Source organism: Demequina salsinemoris (genome assembly GCF_000974805.1).
GTDB classification, from domain to species: Bacteria; Actinomycetota; Actinomycetes; order Actinomycetales; family Demequinaceae; genus Demequina; species Demequina salsinemoris.
Genome location: NZ_BBQZ01000004.1, coordinates 1 through 18,616 on the forward strand (window position 1 = coordinate 1; position 18,616 = coordinate 18,616).

Sequence of the window (18,616 nt, forward strand, 5' to 3'; positions counted from 1 at the left end):
GACCCGGGCGTGGTCGAATGCCACGCCATCGCTCGGCGCGAAGAGTCACCCCGCATCTATCCCGCACATTCAGATGCAACCATCGACAAGCCCTGACAGCCGATTCGCAGGTCTACCTGGCACTTCCGAAGACCATGCAACCCCGCGAAAACCCCTGGCAGAGGCCCACTCCAATTCGAAAGGTCACCGGATCGACGCCGGTCGGAGCCACGAAACCCCTGCTACAGCGGGGGTTTTTCGTTTTTCCGGCTTGACTGTTTGACTCTCGACTGAAAATTCGTGCGGCCCGAACGGCGCCGCGGACGGTCGCGCGGCCGCCCTCAGAGGCACCCCGCCACGGGTCTGTCGATCTTTCTGTGTAAGTGGTCATCGACATCGTTGATGTTCGACCAGCCACGGCCAGCCGCCGATCCCGCCGCCGCACGCTCACCCAAGGATCGCTTCCGCGTTCGCGAGCAGGTAGCACGGGTCCGACGACACTCCCTCGATGCCTTCGGGATGGAACGTGAGCGTGAAGGCCTGGACCCCCACGGTCAGAGTGGCGACGTCACCGTCGCGCGTCGCCTCGGGATACGCGTCGAGGAAGGCTTCGAACACCGCATCCTCGGACGCGCTCGAGGTGAAGAAGAACGTGTCCCCAGTGGCATGGCCGCTCGCCTGCGGAGCCGAGAAGGAGACCTTGCCGTCAAGCGCTCCGAGCGAGTCGACCCACACCCCCTCCGTGTGCGGACCGAGCAAGATCCATCCGCCGGCGGCGAGGACGGCAGCCCCGCCGAGCACTGGGACCACACGCCAACGACCCTCGGTCCGCGACAACGCCCAGACAATCGCTCCCACCAGCAGCGCACACGCCGCTGATACGAGAGCGGTCATCACGGTCATGTTGCCGAACCCCAACGGAACAGGGCGCCAGCGGCGCCGACCCCCTACGGAACTGGCACCCCGCCAACCGCCGCCCCGTAGCGACCGCATCACGCGACGCACTCGTGGAGTGCCCCCTTTGTAGCACTCGGTGTCACCGAGTGCAACGAGCGGGCAGGGCGGCGGATCGAGCAAGGAAGTCGGGAGATATCCGGACAGACCCGGCATCGACTTATGCGTAAATGCGCGTACCTCATCCACGGTGCGCTGTGACACGCTCCCCTCCAGGGCGTGCCGCGAGACACGCAGGTCGCGCCCGCTTCACTCAAAGGCGAGAGAGGTCAACATGAGCGCAGAACCCAAGACCGTACCCACCGCACTGGAGTCTCCTCCGGTCGACAACCGTTCGAACTTCGGCGCACGAGGCTGGTCCATCGTCGGCGTCCAGGGAGTGCTGATCTGGCTCGCCGCAGGCATCCAGGTCCACGGCCTCAACATCATCGTGCCGACGCTTGCGGAGTACTACGGCCTGGACTCGACCACGCTGCTGTACTGGGCGACGCCCGCGTCGCTCGGCGGCGTGATCGCCGGATGGGCCGTCGCGAAGACCTGCGAGCTGTGGGGCGCGAAGATCAACATCATCGTCTGCCTGGCCGCGTCGGCGATCGCCTTCGGACTGCTCGGCACGTGGGGCACCATCCCCGCGTTCGTCGGGCTGTTCTTCATGGTCAACTTCTTCGGCAGCGGCTTCGGCTACGTCGGAGGGATCAACCTCATCGCCAACTGGTTCCCCCGCAAGAAGAACCTGGCGCTCGGCTGGATGACGATGGGCCAGACGATGTCCACCGCGCTGTTCGTCCCGATGCTCGCGGCGTTCTTCGCGATCTTCGGCGTCCAGAACGGCTTCTGGGCCGTCTCGGCAATCCTCGGCGCCCTCGTGATCGTCGTCGCCCTGTTCGTGAAGAACCTGCCGGAGGAGGCGGGCGCGACACCGGACAACATCCCGATGACTGCGGAGCAGATCAAGGCGAGCCGCGAGGCCGCCGAGACGTACAAGTCCCCGTTCTCGACCCTCCAGCTGCTCAAGATGAAGGACGTGTGGCTGATCGGGCTCGGCTCCGGAGGCATCTTCATCGTGCTCGTCGCGGTCCTCAGCCAGCTGGTCCCGCGCATGATGGCCCTCGGCTACTCCCAGGACCAGGCCATCACCAACATGGCGATCGCCGCCTTCATCGGCGTTCCCGGCGCCTACGCGTGGGGGTGGCTGGGCCAGCGCATGTCCAGCCGCATGGGCCTGATGCTGTACTCCGCCTGGTGGCTCGTCGCTGTGGTGGCCAACCTCTACGCGACGAACACGTTCATGCTCTGGTTCTCGCTCGTGATGATCGGACTGAGCTTCGGTGGCGCGACCAACCTGACGACCGCGATCGTGGCGGACAAGTTCCCCCGCGGCACCTTCGTCAAGGCCTTCGGCATCATCCAGCCGATGCAGGGCCTGGTGCGCATCACGTCCTACGCGATCCTCGCGTGGGGCCTGACCCACCTGGGCGGATACACCGGCGCCTACACGATGCTCGCGGGCATCGCACTGGTCAACGTCGTGCTGTTCTGGCTCGTCGACCCCAAGCCCGTCGAGGAGCCCGCAGGCTTCGCTGAGGCGGAGCTCGCCGCGCACTGATCTGCGGCTGACGCACAGGAGGGCCCGGTCAGGGGAACGCCCCCGGCCGGGCCCTTCCATGTCACCACTGCGCGACTTCGGCACTCGATGCCAAGAGTTTGCTCAGAGCTTTCGCAGAACGCTCGCCCTCGCGTCAAGCGGACCGATGCGCATCACGAGCAGCAATGCTCGACGGCACCGACGGTCGTTCCTCGCGTCAAGCCCCGGAGCGCACCGCCCCACCGTCCTGGCCCCATCACGCGCGCATCGGCGCGTCACAACGCAGGGAGTACCCATGTCGATCTCAGGCGTCTCAGGCGCGACCGTCTCCATCCGCGACTTCTCGGCCTCCGCGTCCGCCGCACAGTCGGTTTCCGACGAGAGCGCGGACACCACGTCGACCACCGTCTCATCTCGCCCCACCGGAGGCCCCCAGGGCGCGCCCCCTGCACCCCCGGCCACGTCCTCGGCCTCGGAGGAGGACGAGGACGAGAACAACAACGGCATCCCCGACGACCTGGAGATCGACACCGACACGGTCGGCACCGCGGATTCCACTCAGACCACGGGAACCGTCCTGGACGTCACCATCTGACAGCCGCGCGAACGCATTCGGACAGGAGGCTCCCCCGACCCGCTTCGCCTCGCTACGCTCGGTGACAGGGACGATGCTGGATCGGCCTGGCGACACACGGGGGCTTCCATGGCGGCGAGCAGGATGACGAAGGCGCAGATCGAGGAGCGCCTCGCGGAGCTCGAGGCGGAGAACGCCTCGCTCAGGGAGCAGCTCGACGCCCGGCCGGAACCGGCCCCCGCCCCGACGGACGAACCGACCCCCGCATCGTCCACATCGACGGACACGAAGCCGAGCCGCGGCCGCGCGTTCCTGGCGACCACCCTCATCGTCCTCGGCGCGATCCTCGCGCCGCTGGGCACCGTCGCCTCCTACGGCGCCAACGCGGTCAGCGACACCGACGCGTTCGTGAGCACGCTCGCACCCCTCGCCGAGGACCCCGCGATCCAGGCCCTCGTGGTCGACCAGGTCGCGACCGCGATCGACGACGCGCTCGACCCCGACGCGCTCGTCGCGGACCTGCTGGACAGCATCATCGACGAGGACTCCACGCCGCGCCTGGCCGAGGCCGGCGACGTCCTGGGCCCCCTCCTCGCCGACCAGACCCGCACCGCCATCCGCGCCGGCCTCACCAGCGTGGTCGAGTCCGACGCCTTCGCCGCCGTATGGGAGCAGACGCTCACCCTCACGCACGAGCAGGTGGTCGCGATCCTCGAGGGCGAGGGGGACGGCGCGGTCGCGATCGACACCAACGGCAACGTGGTCATCCAGATGCAGCCGATCATCGACGTGATCCGTCCCGCGCTCGTCGACCAGGGCTTCACGCTCGCGCAGTCCATCCCCGACTCCGACGCGACCGTCACCGTCACCCAGGTGCCCGAGGTCGCGACAGCGCGCCTCGCCTACGCGGTGCTCACGACGCTCGGCTCGGTTCTGCCGTGGCTCACGATCGCGCTGCTCGTGATCGGGATCGCGCTGCACCCGCGCCGCCCGCGCGCGCTCGTGATCGCGGGCACGCTCATGCTCGTGGTCGGCTCTCTGATCGCGGGCCTCCTCATGGTCGTCGGAGCGGTCGCGGCCGCCGCGCTCGCCTCGGACATCCCCGTCGACGCGACCATCGCGATCTACGACGGCCTGACCGCGTCGCTCACCGCCTCGAGCCTGGGCTTCGCGCTCGCGGGCCTCATCGCGCTGATCGGAGGAGTCCTCGCGGGCCGGTCGCGCGCCGCGGAAGCGGCCCGCGCCATGGGCGCCACGACACTCGGGCGAGGCGCGACCTCCCTCGAGGGACGCGGCTGGCGCTCCCCCGAGCTCGCGCGCCTGCTCGAGCGCCACGGCTGGCTGCAGTGGGTGGCGCTCGCGGTCGTCTTCGCGATGTGCTTCGCACTCCTGCGCCCGGTCTCGCCTGGTGATGTGCTGCTCACCGCGATCCTGCTCGCGCTGGTCGCGGTCGCCTTCGGGGTCCTCCGCGGCGACGCGCCCGCCACCGAGCCGGCCCAGGAGAGCAACCCGGCGATCGACCCGGTCTGAGGCGGACCGCGGCCCGCCGAGGCGCGCGCGGAAGCGATCCGACGCCGCCGCGGTTGAACACAGCGTGACCACCGAGACCCCCGCGACCCGCGCGCTCGCCACCTCCGGCATCCTCCACACCATCACCGAGCACGGCCCCGTACGCTCGCTCGAGGAGGCCGCCGCCGCGCGCGGCATCGAGCCGTCACAGCTGCTCAAGACGATGGTGGTGCGCCGCGGCGAGGGCGACTTCCTCCTGGTGCTCGTCCCCGGCGACCGGCAGATCAGCTGGCCCAAGCTGCGCGCACACCTGGGCGTGAGCCGCCTGTCGATGCCCGACAAGGACGTGGCTCTCGCCGTCACCGGCTACGAGCGCGGCACGATCACGCCCTTCGGGGCACACCCCGAACCCGGCGGCGCACCGCTTCCCGTGATCGCCGACGCGCTCATCACGTCGCGCCCCGGTCCGGTCAGCATCGGCGCGGGCGCGCACGGCCTCGGCGCGACGATGGATCCCGCGGACCTGGTCGCGACGCTCGCCGCCGAGGTCGTCGACGTCACCGAGCCCGCGTAGCCGCCGGCCCGCGCGCCGGCGAACCCGGGCACACTGGAACCATGTGCGGCCGCTACGCGAACTTCCTCACCGAACGGGACCTGATCGACGCGTTCGAGGTCGCGGTGGTCTCCGACGAGGCGCGCCTGCTGCCCCCGTCGTGGAACATCGCGCCGACGCAGAAGGTGCCGATCGTCGTCCCGTCGCGCGAGCCCGCCCCGGTGGGCGAGCGGCAGCTCGAGGTCGCTCGCTGGGGCCTCGTCCCGTCGTGGGCCAAGGACCCGGCGGTCGGCTCGCGCATGTTCAACGCGCGCTCGGAGACCATGGCGGAGAAGCCGTCATTCCGCGCGGCCTTCGCCAAGCGCCGCTGCATCGTCCCCGCATCGGGCTACTACGAGTGGCAGACCACCTCGGCTGGCAAGACCCCGTGCTTCATCCACACCAGGGACGATGCGCCCCTCGCCTTCGCGGGGCTGTACGAGTTCTGGAGGGACAAGGAGGCAGGGGACGATGCGCCCTGGATGGCCTCGTGCTCGATCGTCACCGTCGCGTCGCGCGACGAGATGCGCGACATCCACGACCGCCAGCCCGCGATGCTCGCCCCCGAGTCCGCGGCGACGTGGCTCGACCGCGACGCCCCCGCATCGTCCCTGCACGATGCGATCGCGGCCCCGGCGCCCGAGCTCGCGTGGCATGAGGTGGGCAGGGCCGTGGGCAACGTGCGCAACAACGACGCGACCCTGATCGACGCCGCCGGGGAGTAGCCGGGCGTCAGGCCCTGCGCACCCGCACGTCGCCCGCGAGCACCGCGGTCCGACGCCCAGAGGCCGACTCCACGAGAAGCGAGCCGTCCTCGCCGAGCCCGATCGCGCGCCCCGCGACGGGGGCGGCGGTGCCGACGTCGACCGCGACGTCCCAACCGATCGTCGCGCACACGGCCTCGGCCTCGTCGCGCATGCCCTCGGGGTCGACGTCCCAGCGCGCGGTGGTGTCGCGCAGCGCTGTTCCGAGCGCGCCGAGCACGTCGACCCGCGAGGCCGCGCATCCGAGAGACGCGAGCGAGGCGGCGTGCGGCACGGGCAGCTCGTCCGCGGCCTGAAGCACGTTCACGCCGGTCCCCGCGACCACCGCGTCACCGACGACCTCGCACAGGATTCCCGCGACCTTGCGCCACGGGCCCCAGCCGGGAACCTCGTCCTCATCGACGCGCACGACGATGTCGTTCGGCCACTTGACCCAGGCGTCGACCCCGAGCGAGCGCAGCGCGCGCACCGCGGCGAGGCCGACGACGAGCGGCGCCCACGCGAGGTCGGGACCGGTGGCGCGAGGTCGAAGCACCCAGCTCACCGTGAGGGACGTGCCCGCGGGCGTCTCCCACACACGACCGGCACGGCCGCGGCCCGCCGTCTGATGATCGGCGACGTACACCGCGAGGTGTGGCCACGCATCGGGGTCCTCGCGCAGCGCGGCCGCGAGCGCGGTGTTGGTCGACGGCTCGGCGTCGACGACGGCCGCGAGCGCGAGCGGGCCGCGCGGCGCGACGAGGGGCTCGACCGCGTCGGCGGTCAGCGGCGGACGGGCGGTCAGGCGTCCAGGTCCTTCTTGAGGAGCTCGACGAGGACGTCGAGCTTCTCGTCGGCGCCGTCGGCGTCGGAGGACAGCTCCACGGTCTCGCCGAACTTCGCGCCGAGCGCCATCACGCCCAGCATCGAGTTCGCGGGAGTCGGGGCGCCGCCGGGCTTGCAGATCGTCACCGGGATCCCTGCGTCGTTGACCGCCTGGACGAACAGCGCCGCGGGGCGGGCATGAAGGCCGACGGACGATCCGATCTCGACGGTGCGCGTGGTCATGTCAGGTCCCTCCAGGGGGTCATGGCCGGGCGACCCGGCTCCTCAGCGACGCGGCGGACGGCCGCGAGCCCACGGTACCCCTCGCCGTCGCGCGCAAGCGAGCCGGGCGCACGTCGCGTGCGGCCATGCCTCAGACTCGTGCAACCTCGACGCCCGCGTCGCCGATCGCCTGAGCCGTCTCGTCGTCGAGCGAGTCGTCGGTGATGAGCATCGCGATCTCGTCCAGGGCGGCGAAGCGGTGCAGGTGCACCGGCCCCACCTTGGTCGCGTCGGCCACGACGACGACGCGCCGGCCCGCGCGCACCATCGCGTGCTTCGCCGCGGCCTCGGTCTGGTCCGGGGTGGTGAGCCCCCTCTCGACGGTCAGCCCGTTGGTGCCGATGAAGGCCACGTCGACGCACAGCGGCGCGAGCTCCGCCTCGGTCCAGTCGCCCACGGCGGCGCCGGTGAGCTGGCGGACCCGACCGCCGAGCATGAGCAGCTCGAGGTGCGGCATGTCGGCCAGGCGCGACGCGACCGCGACCGAGTTCGTCACGACGGTCGCCTCGAGGTCGGCGGGGATCGCCTCGGCGATCGCGAGCATCGTCGTGCCCGCGTCGAGCAGGATCGTCCCGCCGGCGGGCAGCTCCTCGATCGCGCGCGCGGCGATGCGCCGCTTCTGCTCGGAGTTGCGGGTCTCGCGCGCGACGAGGCTGGGCTCGAGCACCAGGCGCTCGACGGGAAGCGCGCCTCCGTGCACGCGCCGGACCGCGCCCATGCGCTCGAGCGCCGTGAGGTCGCGACGCACGGTCTCGACGGTGACCCCCAGGCTGTCGGCCAGCGGACCGACCTCGACCCTGCCGTTGGCGCGCGCCCGCGCGAGGATCTCGTGCTGGCGTTCGGCCGCGTACATCGGCAATGCTCCTTCGCTGTCCCGAGATGTCCCTCCCGTGCGGATATTGTCCCGTTCATCCCCAGAATTGCGAGCAACCCGCGCTCCCCGCGCGTCGCGACCCTCCCCCTGTCCGCGAGAACGCGGGACGATGCCGGGGCACGCAACCGGCGCATCGTCCCCGGCGCATCGTCCCCGGCACTGGCGCCTACGGCGCGAGCAGCGCGAGCACCGTCTTGACGTCCCTCGCCTCGCGCAGCCGCGCGGCCGCCTCGGGATCCCCGAGCGTCCGCGCGAGCGCGCTCAGGATGTCGACGTGCTCGTCGGTGCGCGACGCGATCGGGATGCACACGCGCACGTCCTGGCCATCCCAGTCCACGCCGTCGGGGAACTGGAGGAAGGCGATGGCCGCCCGCCGGATGCCCGCGAGCGCCTCGTGGGTCCCGTGCGGGATCGCGACGCCCTCACCTATATACGTGCCGATCTCCGCCTCACGCGCACGCATCGCATCCAGGTAGTCGCCGCCGACGGCCCCGAGCGACGCGAGCGCTCCAGCGCACTGCACCAACGCATCGTCCCTGTCCACCGCGGTGCGAGCGAGCAGCACCCCCTCCGGGGACAGGACCGGCACGGTCAGGACTCCAGCGGCTCGCCGTCCGCGATCGCCTTCTCGAGCGCCGCGAACGCGGGATCGCCCATGAAGATCGCGAACGGCACGACCACCGCATGCGGCGCGGTCTGCTGCGCGCGAGGCGCGAGACCCTGGTGGCACAGGACCACGAGGCCCGGCTCCTCAGGGAGCTGGTTCACCGGGATGTGATCCACCTCGACCCCGTACTGCTTGAGACGGCTCTTGAGGTTGCTCGCCACCATGACGCTCGATCCCATCCCCGCGTCGCACGCGACGATGACCTTCTTGACTGCGGAACCGTTGATCGACGGCATGGTGTCCGACCCCTTCGCTGACGTTGCGGCGCATGGCCGCGTCATCCACGACCCTCAGGCCCCCATTCTTGCCTGCCCGAGGGCCATCGCGGTACAAGCCGCCAAGAAGTGGGCCCCATCCTTGTATCTCTCCCCCGGTGGCGCGCGCAGGGGCGCGACTAGGCTGTGTCGCAGTCCCGAGCCCCAAGGAGAGACGTGTCCGACACCCAGCCACGGAAGACCACGGCCGGCGCCGCCGCATCCCTGCGCAAGCGTCACGACGCCGCGGTCACCGCCGCCGAGGAGAAGGCCCAGGAGAAGCAGCACGCCCGCGGCAAGAAGACCGCCAGGGAACGCGTGCTCCAGCTGCTCGACGAGGGCTCGTTCATGGAGATGGACCAGTTCGCGCGGCACCGCTCCACGAACTTCGGACTCGACCGCAACCGTCCCTACGGGGACGGCGTCGTCACCGGCTACGGCACGATCGACGGCCGCCAGGTCGCCGTCTACTCGCAGGACTTCACGGTCTTCGGAGGCTCGCTCGGCGAGGTCCACGGCCAGAAGATCGCCAAGGTGCAGGACTTCGCGCTGCGCACGGGCGTGCCGCTCATCGGCATCTCCGACGGCGGCGGCGCGCGCATCCAGGAGGGCGTCGCGGCGCTGACGCAGTTCGCGGAGATCTTCCGTCGCAACGTCGCCGCGTCTGGCGTGATCCCGCAGATCTCGCTCATCCTCGGCCCGTCCGCGGGCGGCGCGGTGTACTCCCCCGCGCTGACCGACTTCATCGTCATGGCCGACGGCACGTCGCAGATGTTCATCACCGGACCCGACGTCATCAAGTCCGTCACGGGCGAGCAGGTCACCTTCGAGGAGCTCGGCGGCGGGCAGACGCACAACGCCACCTCGGGCGTCGCGCACTACCTCGCCTCGGACGAGGACGACGCGATCGAGTACGTCCAGCACCTCCTCCAGTACCTCCCGCAGAACAACCTGTCCGACCCTCCCGCGTGGGAGCAGGAGGCCGAGCTCGAGCTCACCGACGAGGACCTCGCGCTCGACGCGCTCGTGCCCGACTCGGACAACCAGCCGTACGACATGCGCACCCTCCTGGAGGCGGTGCTGGACGACGGCGAGCTGCTCGAGGTCCAGCCGCTCTTCGCGCCCAACGTGCTCGTGGGCTTCGGACACATCGAGGGCCACTCGGTCGGCTTCGTCGCGAACCAGCCGCAGTCGATGGCCGGCACGCTCGACATCGACGCCTCCGAGAAGGCCGCCCGCTTCGTGCGCACGTGCGACTCGTTCAACATCCCCGTGCTGACCTTCGTCGACGTGCCTGGCTTCCTGCCGGGCGTCGCGCAGGAGCACCGCGGCATCATCCGTCGCGGCGCGAAGCTCATCTACGCGTACGCCGAGGCGACCGTCCCGCTCATCACCGTCATCACGCGCAAGGCCTACGGCGGCGCGTACATCGTCATGGCCTCCAAGCAGCTCGGCGCCGATATCAACCTCGCGTGGCCGACAGCGCAGATCGCGGTCATGGGAGCGGCGGGCGCGGTCAACATCCTGTCGCGCCGCACGCTCGCCGACGTCGAGGCCAAGGGCGGCGACGTCGAGCGTGAGCGTCAGATGCTCGTCGAGGACTACGAGGACCGCATCGTCAACCCGTACGATGCGGCCGACCGCGGCTACGTGGACGCCGTGATCCAGCCGCACGAGACCCGCGCGCAGATCGTCCGCGGCCTGCGCGCGCTGCGCACCAAGCGCGCGTCGCTGCCGCCCAAGAAGCACGGGAACATCCCGCTGTGAGCGACGAGGACCTCCTGCAGGCCGCCGCGTCGCTGCGCGTCGTGCGCGGCGCGCCGGACGAGGCCGAGCTCGCGGCCCTCGTGGCCGGGATGGTCGCCGTCGCCTCGGCGACGGCCGACGAGGAGGGCCCCGGCGCACCCGTGTCGGCCTGGATGGACCGCACCCGACGCATGCAGGGACGACGCCTCATGCTGCCGCTCGGACGCGGCGACGAGGCCTGGAGGCATTCGCTGCGATGAACGCATTCGGCAGGCTGATCGTGGCCGGCGGCAGCGCGCTCGCCGCGCCGCACCTGTACATGCGCGCCCGCACGTGGGGCACGATCCACGGAGCGGGATGCCCCGGCATCGACACCGCGGATGCCGCTCTCGTGCTGGGCGCGCGGGTGTGGGAGGACGGGCGACCCAGCCGGTTCCTGCGCGAGCGCGTCGAGGTCGGCGCGGCGCTGTTCCACTCGGGCCTCGTGCCCCAGATCGTCCTGTCGGGCGCGGGCCACAACCGCGAGGGCCTCGACGAGACCGCCGCCATGCGCGCGACCGCGCTCGAGCTCGGTGTCCCGGAGGAGGCCCTGGTGCTCGACCCCGACGGCTACGACACCCGCACCTCGGCGCTGAACGCGCTCGAGGCCGGCTACTCGAGCGTCATCGTGTGCTCACAGGAGTTCCACCTGCCGCGCGCCGTATGGCTGTGCGAGCGGGCGGGCCTCGACGCACAGGGCGTCCACCCCGAGATCGCGCTCAAGCCCCACACCGCGATCGGCTACGGCCGCGAGCTCGCGGCGTCATGGAAGGCGGCGCTGATCGAGGCGGGCGCCCTCGAGCACGAGGACCTCGCCCCCGAGGGCGACACGGCGCGGTAGCGCCGACCGGTCTTTCCTTCGGGCTACGAGGCCTGCGCCTGCGGGACCGGGGCGCCGAGCCCCGCCTCGAGCACCTTGAGCAGGTCGCGCATCTGAACCAGCTGCGCATCGTCCAGGACACCCAGCTGCGCGCGGCGCGTCGAGCGGGCGATGCCGGCGGCCTCCTCGGCCACCTCGAGCCCCTCGGACGTGAGCGACAGCCGCCTGATGCGACGGTCCTCCTCATCGAGCGTGCGGGCCACGAGCCCCCGGTCGACGAGGCGCTGGACGACCCCGGTGGCGACGGACGGCTGCACGCCGATCGCGTCGGCGAACTCGGTGGTCGAGATGCCCGGCTGCACATAGACCTGGACGATCCCTCGGAACTGATGGAGGGTCAGCCCCAGCCTGGCGACGGCACCCGCCTGGTTCGGCGCGGACAGATGAACGAAACGCAGGAACTCCTCGACAGCGGCGTCGAGCAAAGCCTCACGGTCAGACATGGATCCTCCCAGGTGCTACGTGAAAAACATCCTAGCCAGCCGGGAGGTTTCGCACACGACGACATTCCGCGACGTGAGAATCGTCCGTTTTGCGACTTTTCGCGCGCCGCCGCCCGCTGCCCAGGCGCGGCCGCGCCCGGCAGCCCGCCCCGCCCCCGCATCGTCCTGGTGCCCTAGGCTCGCGAGCATGCCGATCCCGTTCGTCCTGGCCTCCCAGTCCCCTGCCCGCCTCACGACGCTGCGCGCGGCGGGGGTCGACCCCGAGGTGATCGTCTCCGACGTGGATGAGGACGCCGCGCTCGCCCACGCGCGCGAGGCGCACCTCGCCTCGGGGCTGGGAGAGCTCGCCTTCGACGACTCGGTGCTCGTGCTCGCTCAGGCGAAGGCCGAGGCGGTCGCGGACACCTACGAGACCGATGCGCTCGTGCTCGGCTGCGACTCGATGCTCGAGATCGACGGCGAGATCCTCGGCAAGCCGGGCGACCCGGCGACGGCCAGGGCGCGCTGGAGGACGATGCGCGGGCGCGTGGGCGTCCTGCACACCGGCCACTGGATCGTGGACGATCGCCCCGGCGGCTCGGGGGCGACGGTCGGCGCCACGGCCTCGACCACGGTCCGCTTCGCGGACCTCACGGACGACGAGATCGACGCCTACGTCGCGACGGGCGAGCCCCTCCAGGTGGCGGGGGCCTTCACCGTCGACTCGCTCGGCGGCCCCTACGTCGAGTCGATCGACGGCGACTACCACGCGGTGGTCGGCGTCTCGCTGCCGCTCCTGCGCCTCCTGCTCGCCGAGTGCGGGGTCGCGTTCCACGAGCTGTGGAGGGACTCCGTGCGGGGCTGACCGCCGGGCCCGGCCAGGCCCCACGGCCTCCGCACGATTCCGTCTCGACGCCGGATATCTGACGCGTCCGGTTGTCCAAATCCGGGAACGTCCTTACCGTGGAGAGATGGGCGCGGAGGGAGGCCCGGCGACGAGCCGGGCGCGCTGGGGAGAAGCGTGGCGTCGGCTCGCGACGGCACGCTGGCGGCTTGCGCTCCTGACGCTCCGCGGAAACCGTCCCGCCGCGGCGACCATGCTCGCGCTCAACATCGTCCTGGGACTCCTTCCCGCAGCCTTCATCATCGCCACGTCCGTCCTCGTGGGCCACGTTCCCGCGGCCATCGACAGCGGCGTGGACTCCGCGGCCTGGAACTCGCTCGTCGTCGCGTTCGCGGTGGCCGGCGCCGCGCTGCTCGCCATGCAGGCGCTGTCGCCGATCGAGGAGGCGCTGTTCGCCGTGGTGCGCCAGGGCGTCGACGCTGCGATGCGCGATCGGCTCATGGCCGCGACGCTCGCCTCCCCTCGCAGCGCCGCGATGGAGGACCAGCGCGTGCTGGATGCGCTCGCGCGGGCGACCTCCGATCTCGACAAGGAGGACGCGGGCCCGGGAGCCGGAGCCGCGGGCTCGATCGCGGTCGTGCGACGGTGGGTCACCATCGCGGCCATGGCAGTGCTCGCGGGAGCGGCTGCCGGATGGTGGGCGGGCCTGGGCGTGGGGCTGGTCACCGTGGGGCTGCGCTGGCGCCAGCGACGCCAGATGCGCGTCGCCGAGGCCGGTCAGGCGGTCGCCGCTCGCCAGTACCGCACGTGGAGCTACTTCCAAGAGCTCGCGACGGGCTCGCCCATCTCCAAGGAGGCGCGCGTGTTCGCGCTCACGGACTGGCTCGCGGACCACGCGCGCGCCGGATACGAGAGCTTCATGCGGCCGATGCGCGAGATCTACGAGGACACCCAACGACGCGAGGCCACAATCGCGCTGGCGGCGAGCATCGTGGTGCTCGGCACCGTCGCCGCGACGGTCAGCGCGCGGGCCGCGGAGGGGGTCATCGCCCTCACGGCCTTCGCGCTGTTCCTCCAGGCCACGGCGGCGGCGATCCCCCTGGGCGACTTCTGGGGACGATGCGACCACGGCACGGAGTCGGGCCTGAGGCATCTCGAGGCGACGGACGAGCTCGACGCCGCGCTCGCCGCCCACGCGGCCGCCTCGACCTCGGCCTCGGCGCCGGCGCGGCCCCTCGCCCTCCCGCCCGAGGCGCCGACCCGCGCTCTCGACCTCATCGACCTCTCCTTCGCCTACCCCGGCACGGACACCCCCGTGCTCGACGGCCTGGACCTTCGGCTCGAGGCGGGTCGGAGCACCGCGATCGTGGGCGTGAACGGCGCGGGCAAGACGACGCTCGTGAAGCTTCTCGGCAAGCTCCACGACCCCACCGCGGGACGCATCGAGGCCGACGGCGTCGACATCGCCGCGGTGGACGACGACACGTGGCGCCGCCACCTGTCCGTCGTCTTCCAGGACTTCCTGCGCTACGAGCTGAGCGCGCGCGACAACATCGCGGCCGGCGCGCCGGAGGCCGAGGCCGACGACGCGGTCATCGAGGAGGTCGCGCACGAGGCCGGGATCCTCGACGCGCTGCGCGACCTCGAGCTCGGCCTCGACACGCCCCTCGCGCGCGCCTACGAGAGCGGCGTCGACCTGTCGGGCGGGCAGTGGCAGCGGGTCGCGATCGCGCGATCGCTCTACGCGCTGCACCACGGTGCCAGGGTGCTCGTGCTCGACGAGCCGACCTCGGCGCTCGACGTGCGGGCCGAGGCACGCTTCTTCGACCACTTCGTCGATCTCACCCGCGGGGCCACCACCGTCCTCATCTCGCACCGCTTCTCCTCCGTGCGCCGCGCCGACGACATCGTCGTGCTCGACGGCGGCCGCGTGCGCGAACGCGGCACGCACGCCGAACTGATGAGGGGCGGCGAGTATGCGCGGCTGTTCGCCCTGCAGGCCGCGCGCTTCCAGCAGGGCCTGAACGCCGAGGGCGACCCGGTCGAGCACCAGGAGGCCTCATGAGAACCCTCGTGGTCGGCGTCTCGCGGCTCGTGCCGGTCGCGTTCCGCGCAAGCCCCCGGCGCTTCCTCCTGGTGCTTGCGCTCGCCCTGTTCCGCGCGGCGTCCGGGCCCGGCTCGGCGATCGCGGCGGGCGTCGCGACCGATGCCGCCCTCGCGGGCGACGTGGCCCGGGCGGCGTGGGCGGGCGCGCTGCTCGCGACCGCGGCGGTGACCTACTCCGTGCTCGGCCAGATCAACTTCCTCATGGGGCTGGACCTGTCGCGGCTGGTCTTCGCCGCGCTCCAAGGCGAGGTGATCGACGTCGCGAACGGCTCGGACGGCATCGCCCACCATGAGCGCCCCGATTACGCCGACAAGCTGCGCGTCCTCGCCACGGACCTGCAGTTCTTCCAGTTCTTCGCCATGGAGTACCTGTTCTCGACCGTGCGGGTGACGGTCGGCGGAGCCGTCGCGCTCGCCGCGATGATGTCCGTGTCGCCCTGGCTCCTGCTCCTGCCCCTCGCGGGAGCGCTGCCCGTGTGGGCGGGGCGCCGTGCCGAGACGACGATGGGACGCGCGCGGGAGAGCGCCGCTCAGGATGCCCGTCGCGCCACGCATCTGCTTGGCCTCGCGACGGACGCCGGTCCCGCGAAGGAGGTCAGGCTGACGCGGATGAGCGCGACCCTCCGTCGACTTCAGGCGGACTCATACGACCGCGCGAGCAGAGCGCTCGTGCGCGGCGAGCTCACCTCGGGCGCCACTCACAGCCTCGCGCTCCTAGTGTTCGGGGGCGCGTTCCTCGGCTCCGCGCTCTATGTGGTGCGTCGCGCCGTCGCCGGCGAGGCGAGCGTCGGCGACGTCGTGCTGGTCATCACGCTCGCCTCGCAGATCGTGGCCCAGCTCACCGAGGCCCAGTTCCTCGCGAGCGCGCTGCAGCGCCTCGCGAGCTTCATGGTGAACCTCGACTGGGCGCGCGCCCTCGTGGCGCCGCATGCCATCGAGAAGCCGGCGCGCGCGCCTGAGACGCTCCGCGAGGGCGTGACCGCGTCGGGCATGTCCTTCACCTATCCCGGCACCGACCGTCCCGTGCTCGAGGACGTCGACCTCCACCTGCCCGCGGGCACGACCGTGGCCATCGTCGGCGAGAACGGCGCGGGCAAGAGCACGCTCGTCAAGCTCCTGTGCCGCTTCTACGAGCCGACCTCCGGCGCCATCACCGTCGACGGGACCGACCTCGCGCGGATCCCGGTGCCGGAGTGGCGGACCAGGGTCGCCGCGGGCTTCCAGGACTTCTGCCGGATCGAGGCCGCCGCTCGCCACACGGTGGGCGTCGGCGACCTCCCCCGCAGGGACGACGACGAGGCCGTCATGACCGCGCTCGACCGCGCGGAGTCGACGATCGTCCTCGATCGCCTGCCCGAGGGCCTCGCCACCCACGTCGGGAAGTCCTACGCGGACGGCGTCGAGCTCTCGGGAGGCCAGTGGCAGAAGCTCGCGCTCGGCAGGGCGATGATGCGCGACGCGCCCCTCGTCATGCTGCTCGACGAGCCGACCTCGGCCCTCGACGCGGAGGCCGAGCACCAGCTGTTCGAACGCTACGCCGCGTCCGCCACGCGTCTCGCCTCCACGACCGGCGCGATCACGGTGCTGGTATCCCACCGCTTCTCGACCGTGAGGATGGCCGACCTGATCCTGGTCGTCGCCGACGGCCGGATCACGGAGTCGGGCTCGCACGAGGAGCTCATGGACATCCCAGGCGGGCTCTACGCCGAGCTGTTCACGCTCCAGGCCGCGCAGTACTCCTGACCGGCCGACATTCCCTCCCACTTGTAGAGAGGCGACAACCTCCGCGCACCTAACCCAAGGGACTGACGATTCCCTTGTACGTTCCCCACAAATCGCATCGTCCCGGCTTGGCACGGCGCGAGAACTTGCGTGCCGCACCCCCGGGACCGAGGGCCCAGGCGATACGCCGCGCTAACGTAGGCGGGTGCCAGCCTTCTCGAGCGTCCTCATCGCCAACCGCGGGGAGATCGCCGTCCGCGTCGTCCGCGCCTGCTCCGACGCGGGCCTCAGGTCGATCGCCGTCTACGCGGACCCCGACCGCGACGCCCTCCACGTCGCCCTCGCCGACGAGGCCTACGCGCTCACCGGAGCCACCGCCCGCGAGACCTACCTGGACATCGCCAAGCTGATCGACGTCGCCAAGCGCTCCGGCGCCGAGGCGATCCACCCCGGCTACGGCTTCCTGTCGGAGAACGCCGAGTTCGCGCAGGCCGTCATGGACGCTGGGCTCGTCTGGATCGGCCCGCCTCCGGCCGCCATCAACGACCTCGGCGACAAGGTCAGCGCGCGCCACATCGCGCAGCGCGCGGGCGCCCCGCTCGTGCCGGGCACCCCCGACCCGGTCGAGTCGGCCGACGAGGTCGTCGCCTTCGCCGACGAGCACGGCCTTCCCGTCGCGATCAAGGCGGCCTTCGGCGGCGGCGGCCGCGGCCTCAAGGTCGCCCGCACCCGCGAGGAGATCCCCGAGCTGTTCGACTCCGCGACCCGCGAGGCCGTCGCGGCGTTCGGCCGCGGCGAATGCTTCGTCGAGCGCTTCCTCGACAGGCCCCGCCACGTCGAGACCCAGTGCCTCGCGGACGACCACGGCAACGTCGTCGTCGTCTCCACGCGCGACTGCTCGCTCCAGCGCCGCCACCAGAAGCTCATCGAGGAGGCCCCAGCGCCGTTCCTCACCGACGAGCAGCGCGCCCGCCTCACCGAGTCGAGCCAGGCGATCCTGCGCGAGGCCGACTACCGCGGCGCTGGCACGTGCGAGTTCCTGGTCGGCTCGGACGGCACCATCAGCTTCCTCGAGGTCAACACGCGCCTCCAGGTCGAGCACCCCGTCACCGAGGAGATCACGGGCGTCGACCTGGTGCGCGAGCAGTTCCGCATCGCCGCAGGCGAGCCCATCTCGGTGCTCGACCCCCAGCCCCGCGGCCACTCGATCGAGTTCCGCATCAACGGCGAGGACCCCGCCGCAGGCTTCATGCCGTCCCCCGGCCGCATCCACCGCCTCGCCTTCCCCTCGGGGCCGGGCGTCCGCGTGGACGCGGGCGTGCGCCAGGGCGACACCGTGTCGGGCAACTTCGACTCGATGATCGCGAAGCTCGTCATCACGGGCGCCACGCGCGAGCAGGCGCTCCAGCGCGCCAGGCGCGCGCTCGCCGAGTTCACGGTCGAGGGCATCCCCACCGTCATCCCGTTCCACAAGGCGGTCGTGGACGCTCCCGCATTCGTCGGCGGCGAGGACTCGTTCGGCGTGTACACGACCTGGATCGAGTCGGAGTTCGCCGACACCGTCGCCGCGCTCGGCCCGTCCGCCTCGTCGGTGGACACGGACGATGCAGGGGCCACCGAGCGCGTCGTCGTCGAGGTCGGGGGCAAGCGCCTCGAGGTGGTCCTGCCCGCGTCGCTCGCCGCCGCGGGACGCGCCGGCGCCCGCTCGGCCGGGCCGACGCGCCGTCAGTCGCGCCGCGGCAACGGCTCCGCGACCAGGACCGTCAACGGCAACGGGCTCACTTCGCCGATGCAGGGCACGATCGTCAAGGTCGCCGTCGAGGACGGCGCAACAGTCGCCGAGGGCGACCTCATCGTCGTGCTCGAGGCGATGAAGATGGAGCAGCCGCTGACCGCCCACAAGGCGGGCGTGGTCTCCGGGCTCAGCGCCGAGGTCGGCGCGGGCGTGACCGCCGGCACGCTCATCTGCGAGATCGCCTCGCCCGCCTGACGCCCGCCTGACGCCCGCCGGGCATCCCG

The 18,616-nt window shown here is 71.6% G+C and carries 19 protein-coding genes; 12 read left to right on the forward strand and 7 right to left on the reverse strand.

The features are described 5' to 3' along the window. Positions 1-426: 426 nt before the first annotated feature. Positions 427-873: a hypothetical protein gene (locus AOP78_RS08675; RefSeq protein ID WP_152659476.1), complete on the reverse strand. Its 447-nt coding sequence runs from the start codon at positions 871-873 to the stop codon at positions 427-429. A 334-nt stretch (positions 874-1,207) separates the two neighbouring features. Here AOP78_RS08675 and AOP78_RS08680 point away from each other — a divergent pair, with 334 nt between their 5' ends. The 5 genes from AOP78_RS08680 (at position 1,208) to AOP78_RS08700 (ending at position 5,918) form a co-directional block, all read left to right on the forward strand. Beyond that, a complete protein-coding gene (locus AOP78_RS08680; protein WP_062203301.1) occupies positions 1,208-2,539 on the forward strand; it encodes an MFS transporter in 1,332 nt (443 codons plus the stop codon). A 274-nt stretch (positions 2,540-2,813) separates the two neighbouring features. After that, the gene (locus AOP78_RS08685) at positions 2,814-3,113 is read left to right on the forward strand and encodes a hypothetical protein (RefSeq protein ID WP_062203303.1); all 300 of its coding nucleotides are present in this window, start codon (positions 2,814-2,816) and stop codon (positions 3,111-3,113) included. Positions 3,114-3,221: 108 nt separating this feature from the next. Beyond that, positions 3,222-4,622: a hypothetical protein gene (locus AOP78_RS15035; RefSeq protein ID WP_062203305.1), complete on the forward strand. Its 1,401-nt coding sequence runs from the start codon at positions 3,222-3,224 to the stop codon at positions 4,620-4,622. A gap of 64 nt (positions 4,623-4,686) precedes the next feature. Then, the gene (locus AOP78_RS08695) at positions 4,687-5,175 is read left to right on the forward strand and encodes an aminoacyl-tRNA deacylase (protein ID WP_062203306.1); all 489 of its coding nucleotides are present in this window, start codon (positions 4,687-4,689) and stop codon (positions 5,173-5,175) included. 41 nt (positions 5,176-5,216) lie between these two features. Continuing rightward, positions 5,217-5,918 (forward strand): SOS response-associated peptidase, encoded by a 702-nt coding sequence (locus tag AOP78_RS08700; protein WP_062203308.1) that lies wholly within the window; start codon positions 5,217-5,219, stop codon positions 5,916-5,918. 7 nt (positions 5,919-5,925) lie between these two features. Here AOP78_RS08700 and AOP78_RS08705 read toward each other — a convergent pair whose 3' ends face one another. The 5 genes from AOP78_RS08705 to AOP78_RS08725 all read right to left on the reverse strand — a co-directional run bounded on the left by AOP78_RS08705 (position 5,926) and on the right by AOP78_RS08725 (position 8,820). Next, entirely contained in the window at positions 5,926-6,741 is an 816-nt protein-coding gene (locus tag AOP78_RS08705) for a biotin--[acetyl-CoA-carboxylase] ligase (protein WP_062203310.1), read from the reverse strand. Further along, a complete protein-coding gene (locus AOP78_RS08710; protein WP_062203312.1) occupies positions 6,738-7,004 on the reverse strand; it encodes an HPr family phosphocarrier protein in 267 nt (88 codons plus the stop codon). Before AOP78_RS08710 ends, AOP78_RS08705 begins: the two co-directional genes overlap by 4 nt. A gap of 130 nt (positions 7,005-7,134) precedes the next feature. Further along, positions 7,135-7,896, reverse strand: coding sequence for a DeoR/GlpR family DNA-binding transcription regulator (locus tag AOP78_RS08715; protein WP_062203315.1), 762 nt, complete (start codon positions 7,894-7,896; stop codon positions 7,135-7,137). 187 nt (positions 7,897-8,083) lie between these two features. Then, positions 8,084-8,506, reverse strand: a complete 423-nt coding sequence (locus AOP78_RS08720) for a PTS mannitol transporter subunit IIA (RefSeq protein WP_152659477.1) — start codon at positions 8,504-8,506, stop codon at positions 8,084-8,086. Positions 8,507-8,508: 2 nt separating this feature from the next. Then, positions 8,509-8,820, reverse strand: a complete 312-nt coding sequence (locus AOP78_RS08725; RefSeq protein ID WP_062203884.1) for a PTS lactose transporter subunit IIB — start codon at positions 8,818-8,820, stop codon at positions 8,509-8,511. 195 nt (positions 8,821-9,015) lie between these two features. Here AOP78_RS08725 and AOP78_RS08730 point away from each other — a divergent pair, with 195 nt between their 5' ends. From AOP78_RS08730 to AOP78_RS08740, 3 genes are read left to right on the forward strand one after another with little or no spacing between them, the layout of a single operon-like run. Continuing rightward, positions 9,016-10,605, forward strand: a complete 1,590-nt coding sequence (locus AOP78_RS08730; RefSeq protein WP_062203317.1) for an acyl-CoA carboxylase subunit beta — start codon at positions 9,016-9,018, stop codon at positions 10,603-10,605. Then, positions 10,602-10,844, forward strand: a complete 243-nt coding sequence (locus tag AOP78_RS08735) for an acyl-CoA carboxylase subunit epsilon (RefSeq protein ID WP_152659478.1) — start codon at positions 10,602-10,604, stop codon at positions 10,842-10,844. The genes AOP78_RS08730 and AOP78_RS08735 overlap by 4 nt, the downstream gene beginning before the upstream one ends. After that, on the forward strand, positions 10,841-11,464 hold the full coding sequence (locus tag AOP78_RS08740; RefSeq protein ID WP_062203318.1) for a SanA/YdcF family protein: 624 nt from the start codon (positions 10,841-10,843) through the stop codon (positions 11,462-11,464). The genes AOP78_RS08735 and AOP78_RS08740 overlap by 4 nt, the downstream gene beginning before the upstream one ends. A 23-nt stretch (positions 11,465-11,487) precedes the next feature. On the opposite strand, the gene AOP78_RS08745 is transcribed toward AOP78_RS08740, so the two are convergent. Then, on the reverse strand, positions 11,488-11,946 hold the full coding sequence (locus tag AOP78_RS08745) for a MarR family winged helix-turn-helix transcriptional regulator (protein WP_083979976.1): 459 nt from the start codon (positions 11,944-11,946) through the stop codon (positions 11,488-11,490). Between the two features lie 187 nt (positions 11,947-12,133). On the opposite strand from AOP78_RS08745, the gene AOP78_RS08750 reads away from it, so the two are divergent. From AOP78_RS08750 to AOP78_RS08765, 4 genes are all read left to right on the forward strand, one after another. Beyond that, complete coding sequence (locus AOP78_RS08750) at positions 12,134-12,790, forward strand: Maf family protein (RefSeq protein WP_062203323.1); 657 nt, start codon at positions 12,134-12,136, stop codon at positions 12,788-12,790. Positions 12,791-12,896: 106 nt separating this feature from the next. After that, a complete protein-coding gene (locus AOP78_RS08755; protein ID WP_062203325.1) occupies positions 12,897-14,834 on the forward strand; it encodes an ABC transporter ATP-binding protein in 1,938 nt (645 codons plus the stop codon). Then, entirely contained in the window at positions 14,831-16,618 is a 1,788-nt protein-coding gene (locus tag AOP78_RS08760) for an ABC transporter ATP-binding protein (RefSeq protein ID WP_062203327.1), read from the forward strand. Before AOP78_RS08755 ends, AOP78_RS08760 begins: the two co-directional genes overlap by 4 nt. Before the next feature lie 184 nt (positions 16,619-16,802). Then, complete coding sequence (locus AOP78_RS08765) at positions 16,803-18,587, forward strand: acetyl/propionyl/methylcrotonyl-CoA carboxylase subunit alpha (protein ID WP_062203330.1); 1,785 nt, start codon at positions 16,803-16,805, stop codon at positions 18,585-18,587. Positions 18,588-18,616: the final 29 nt, after the last annotated feature.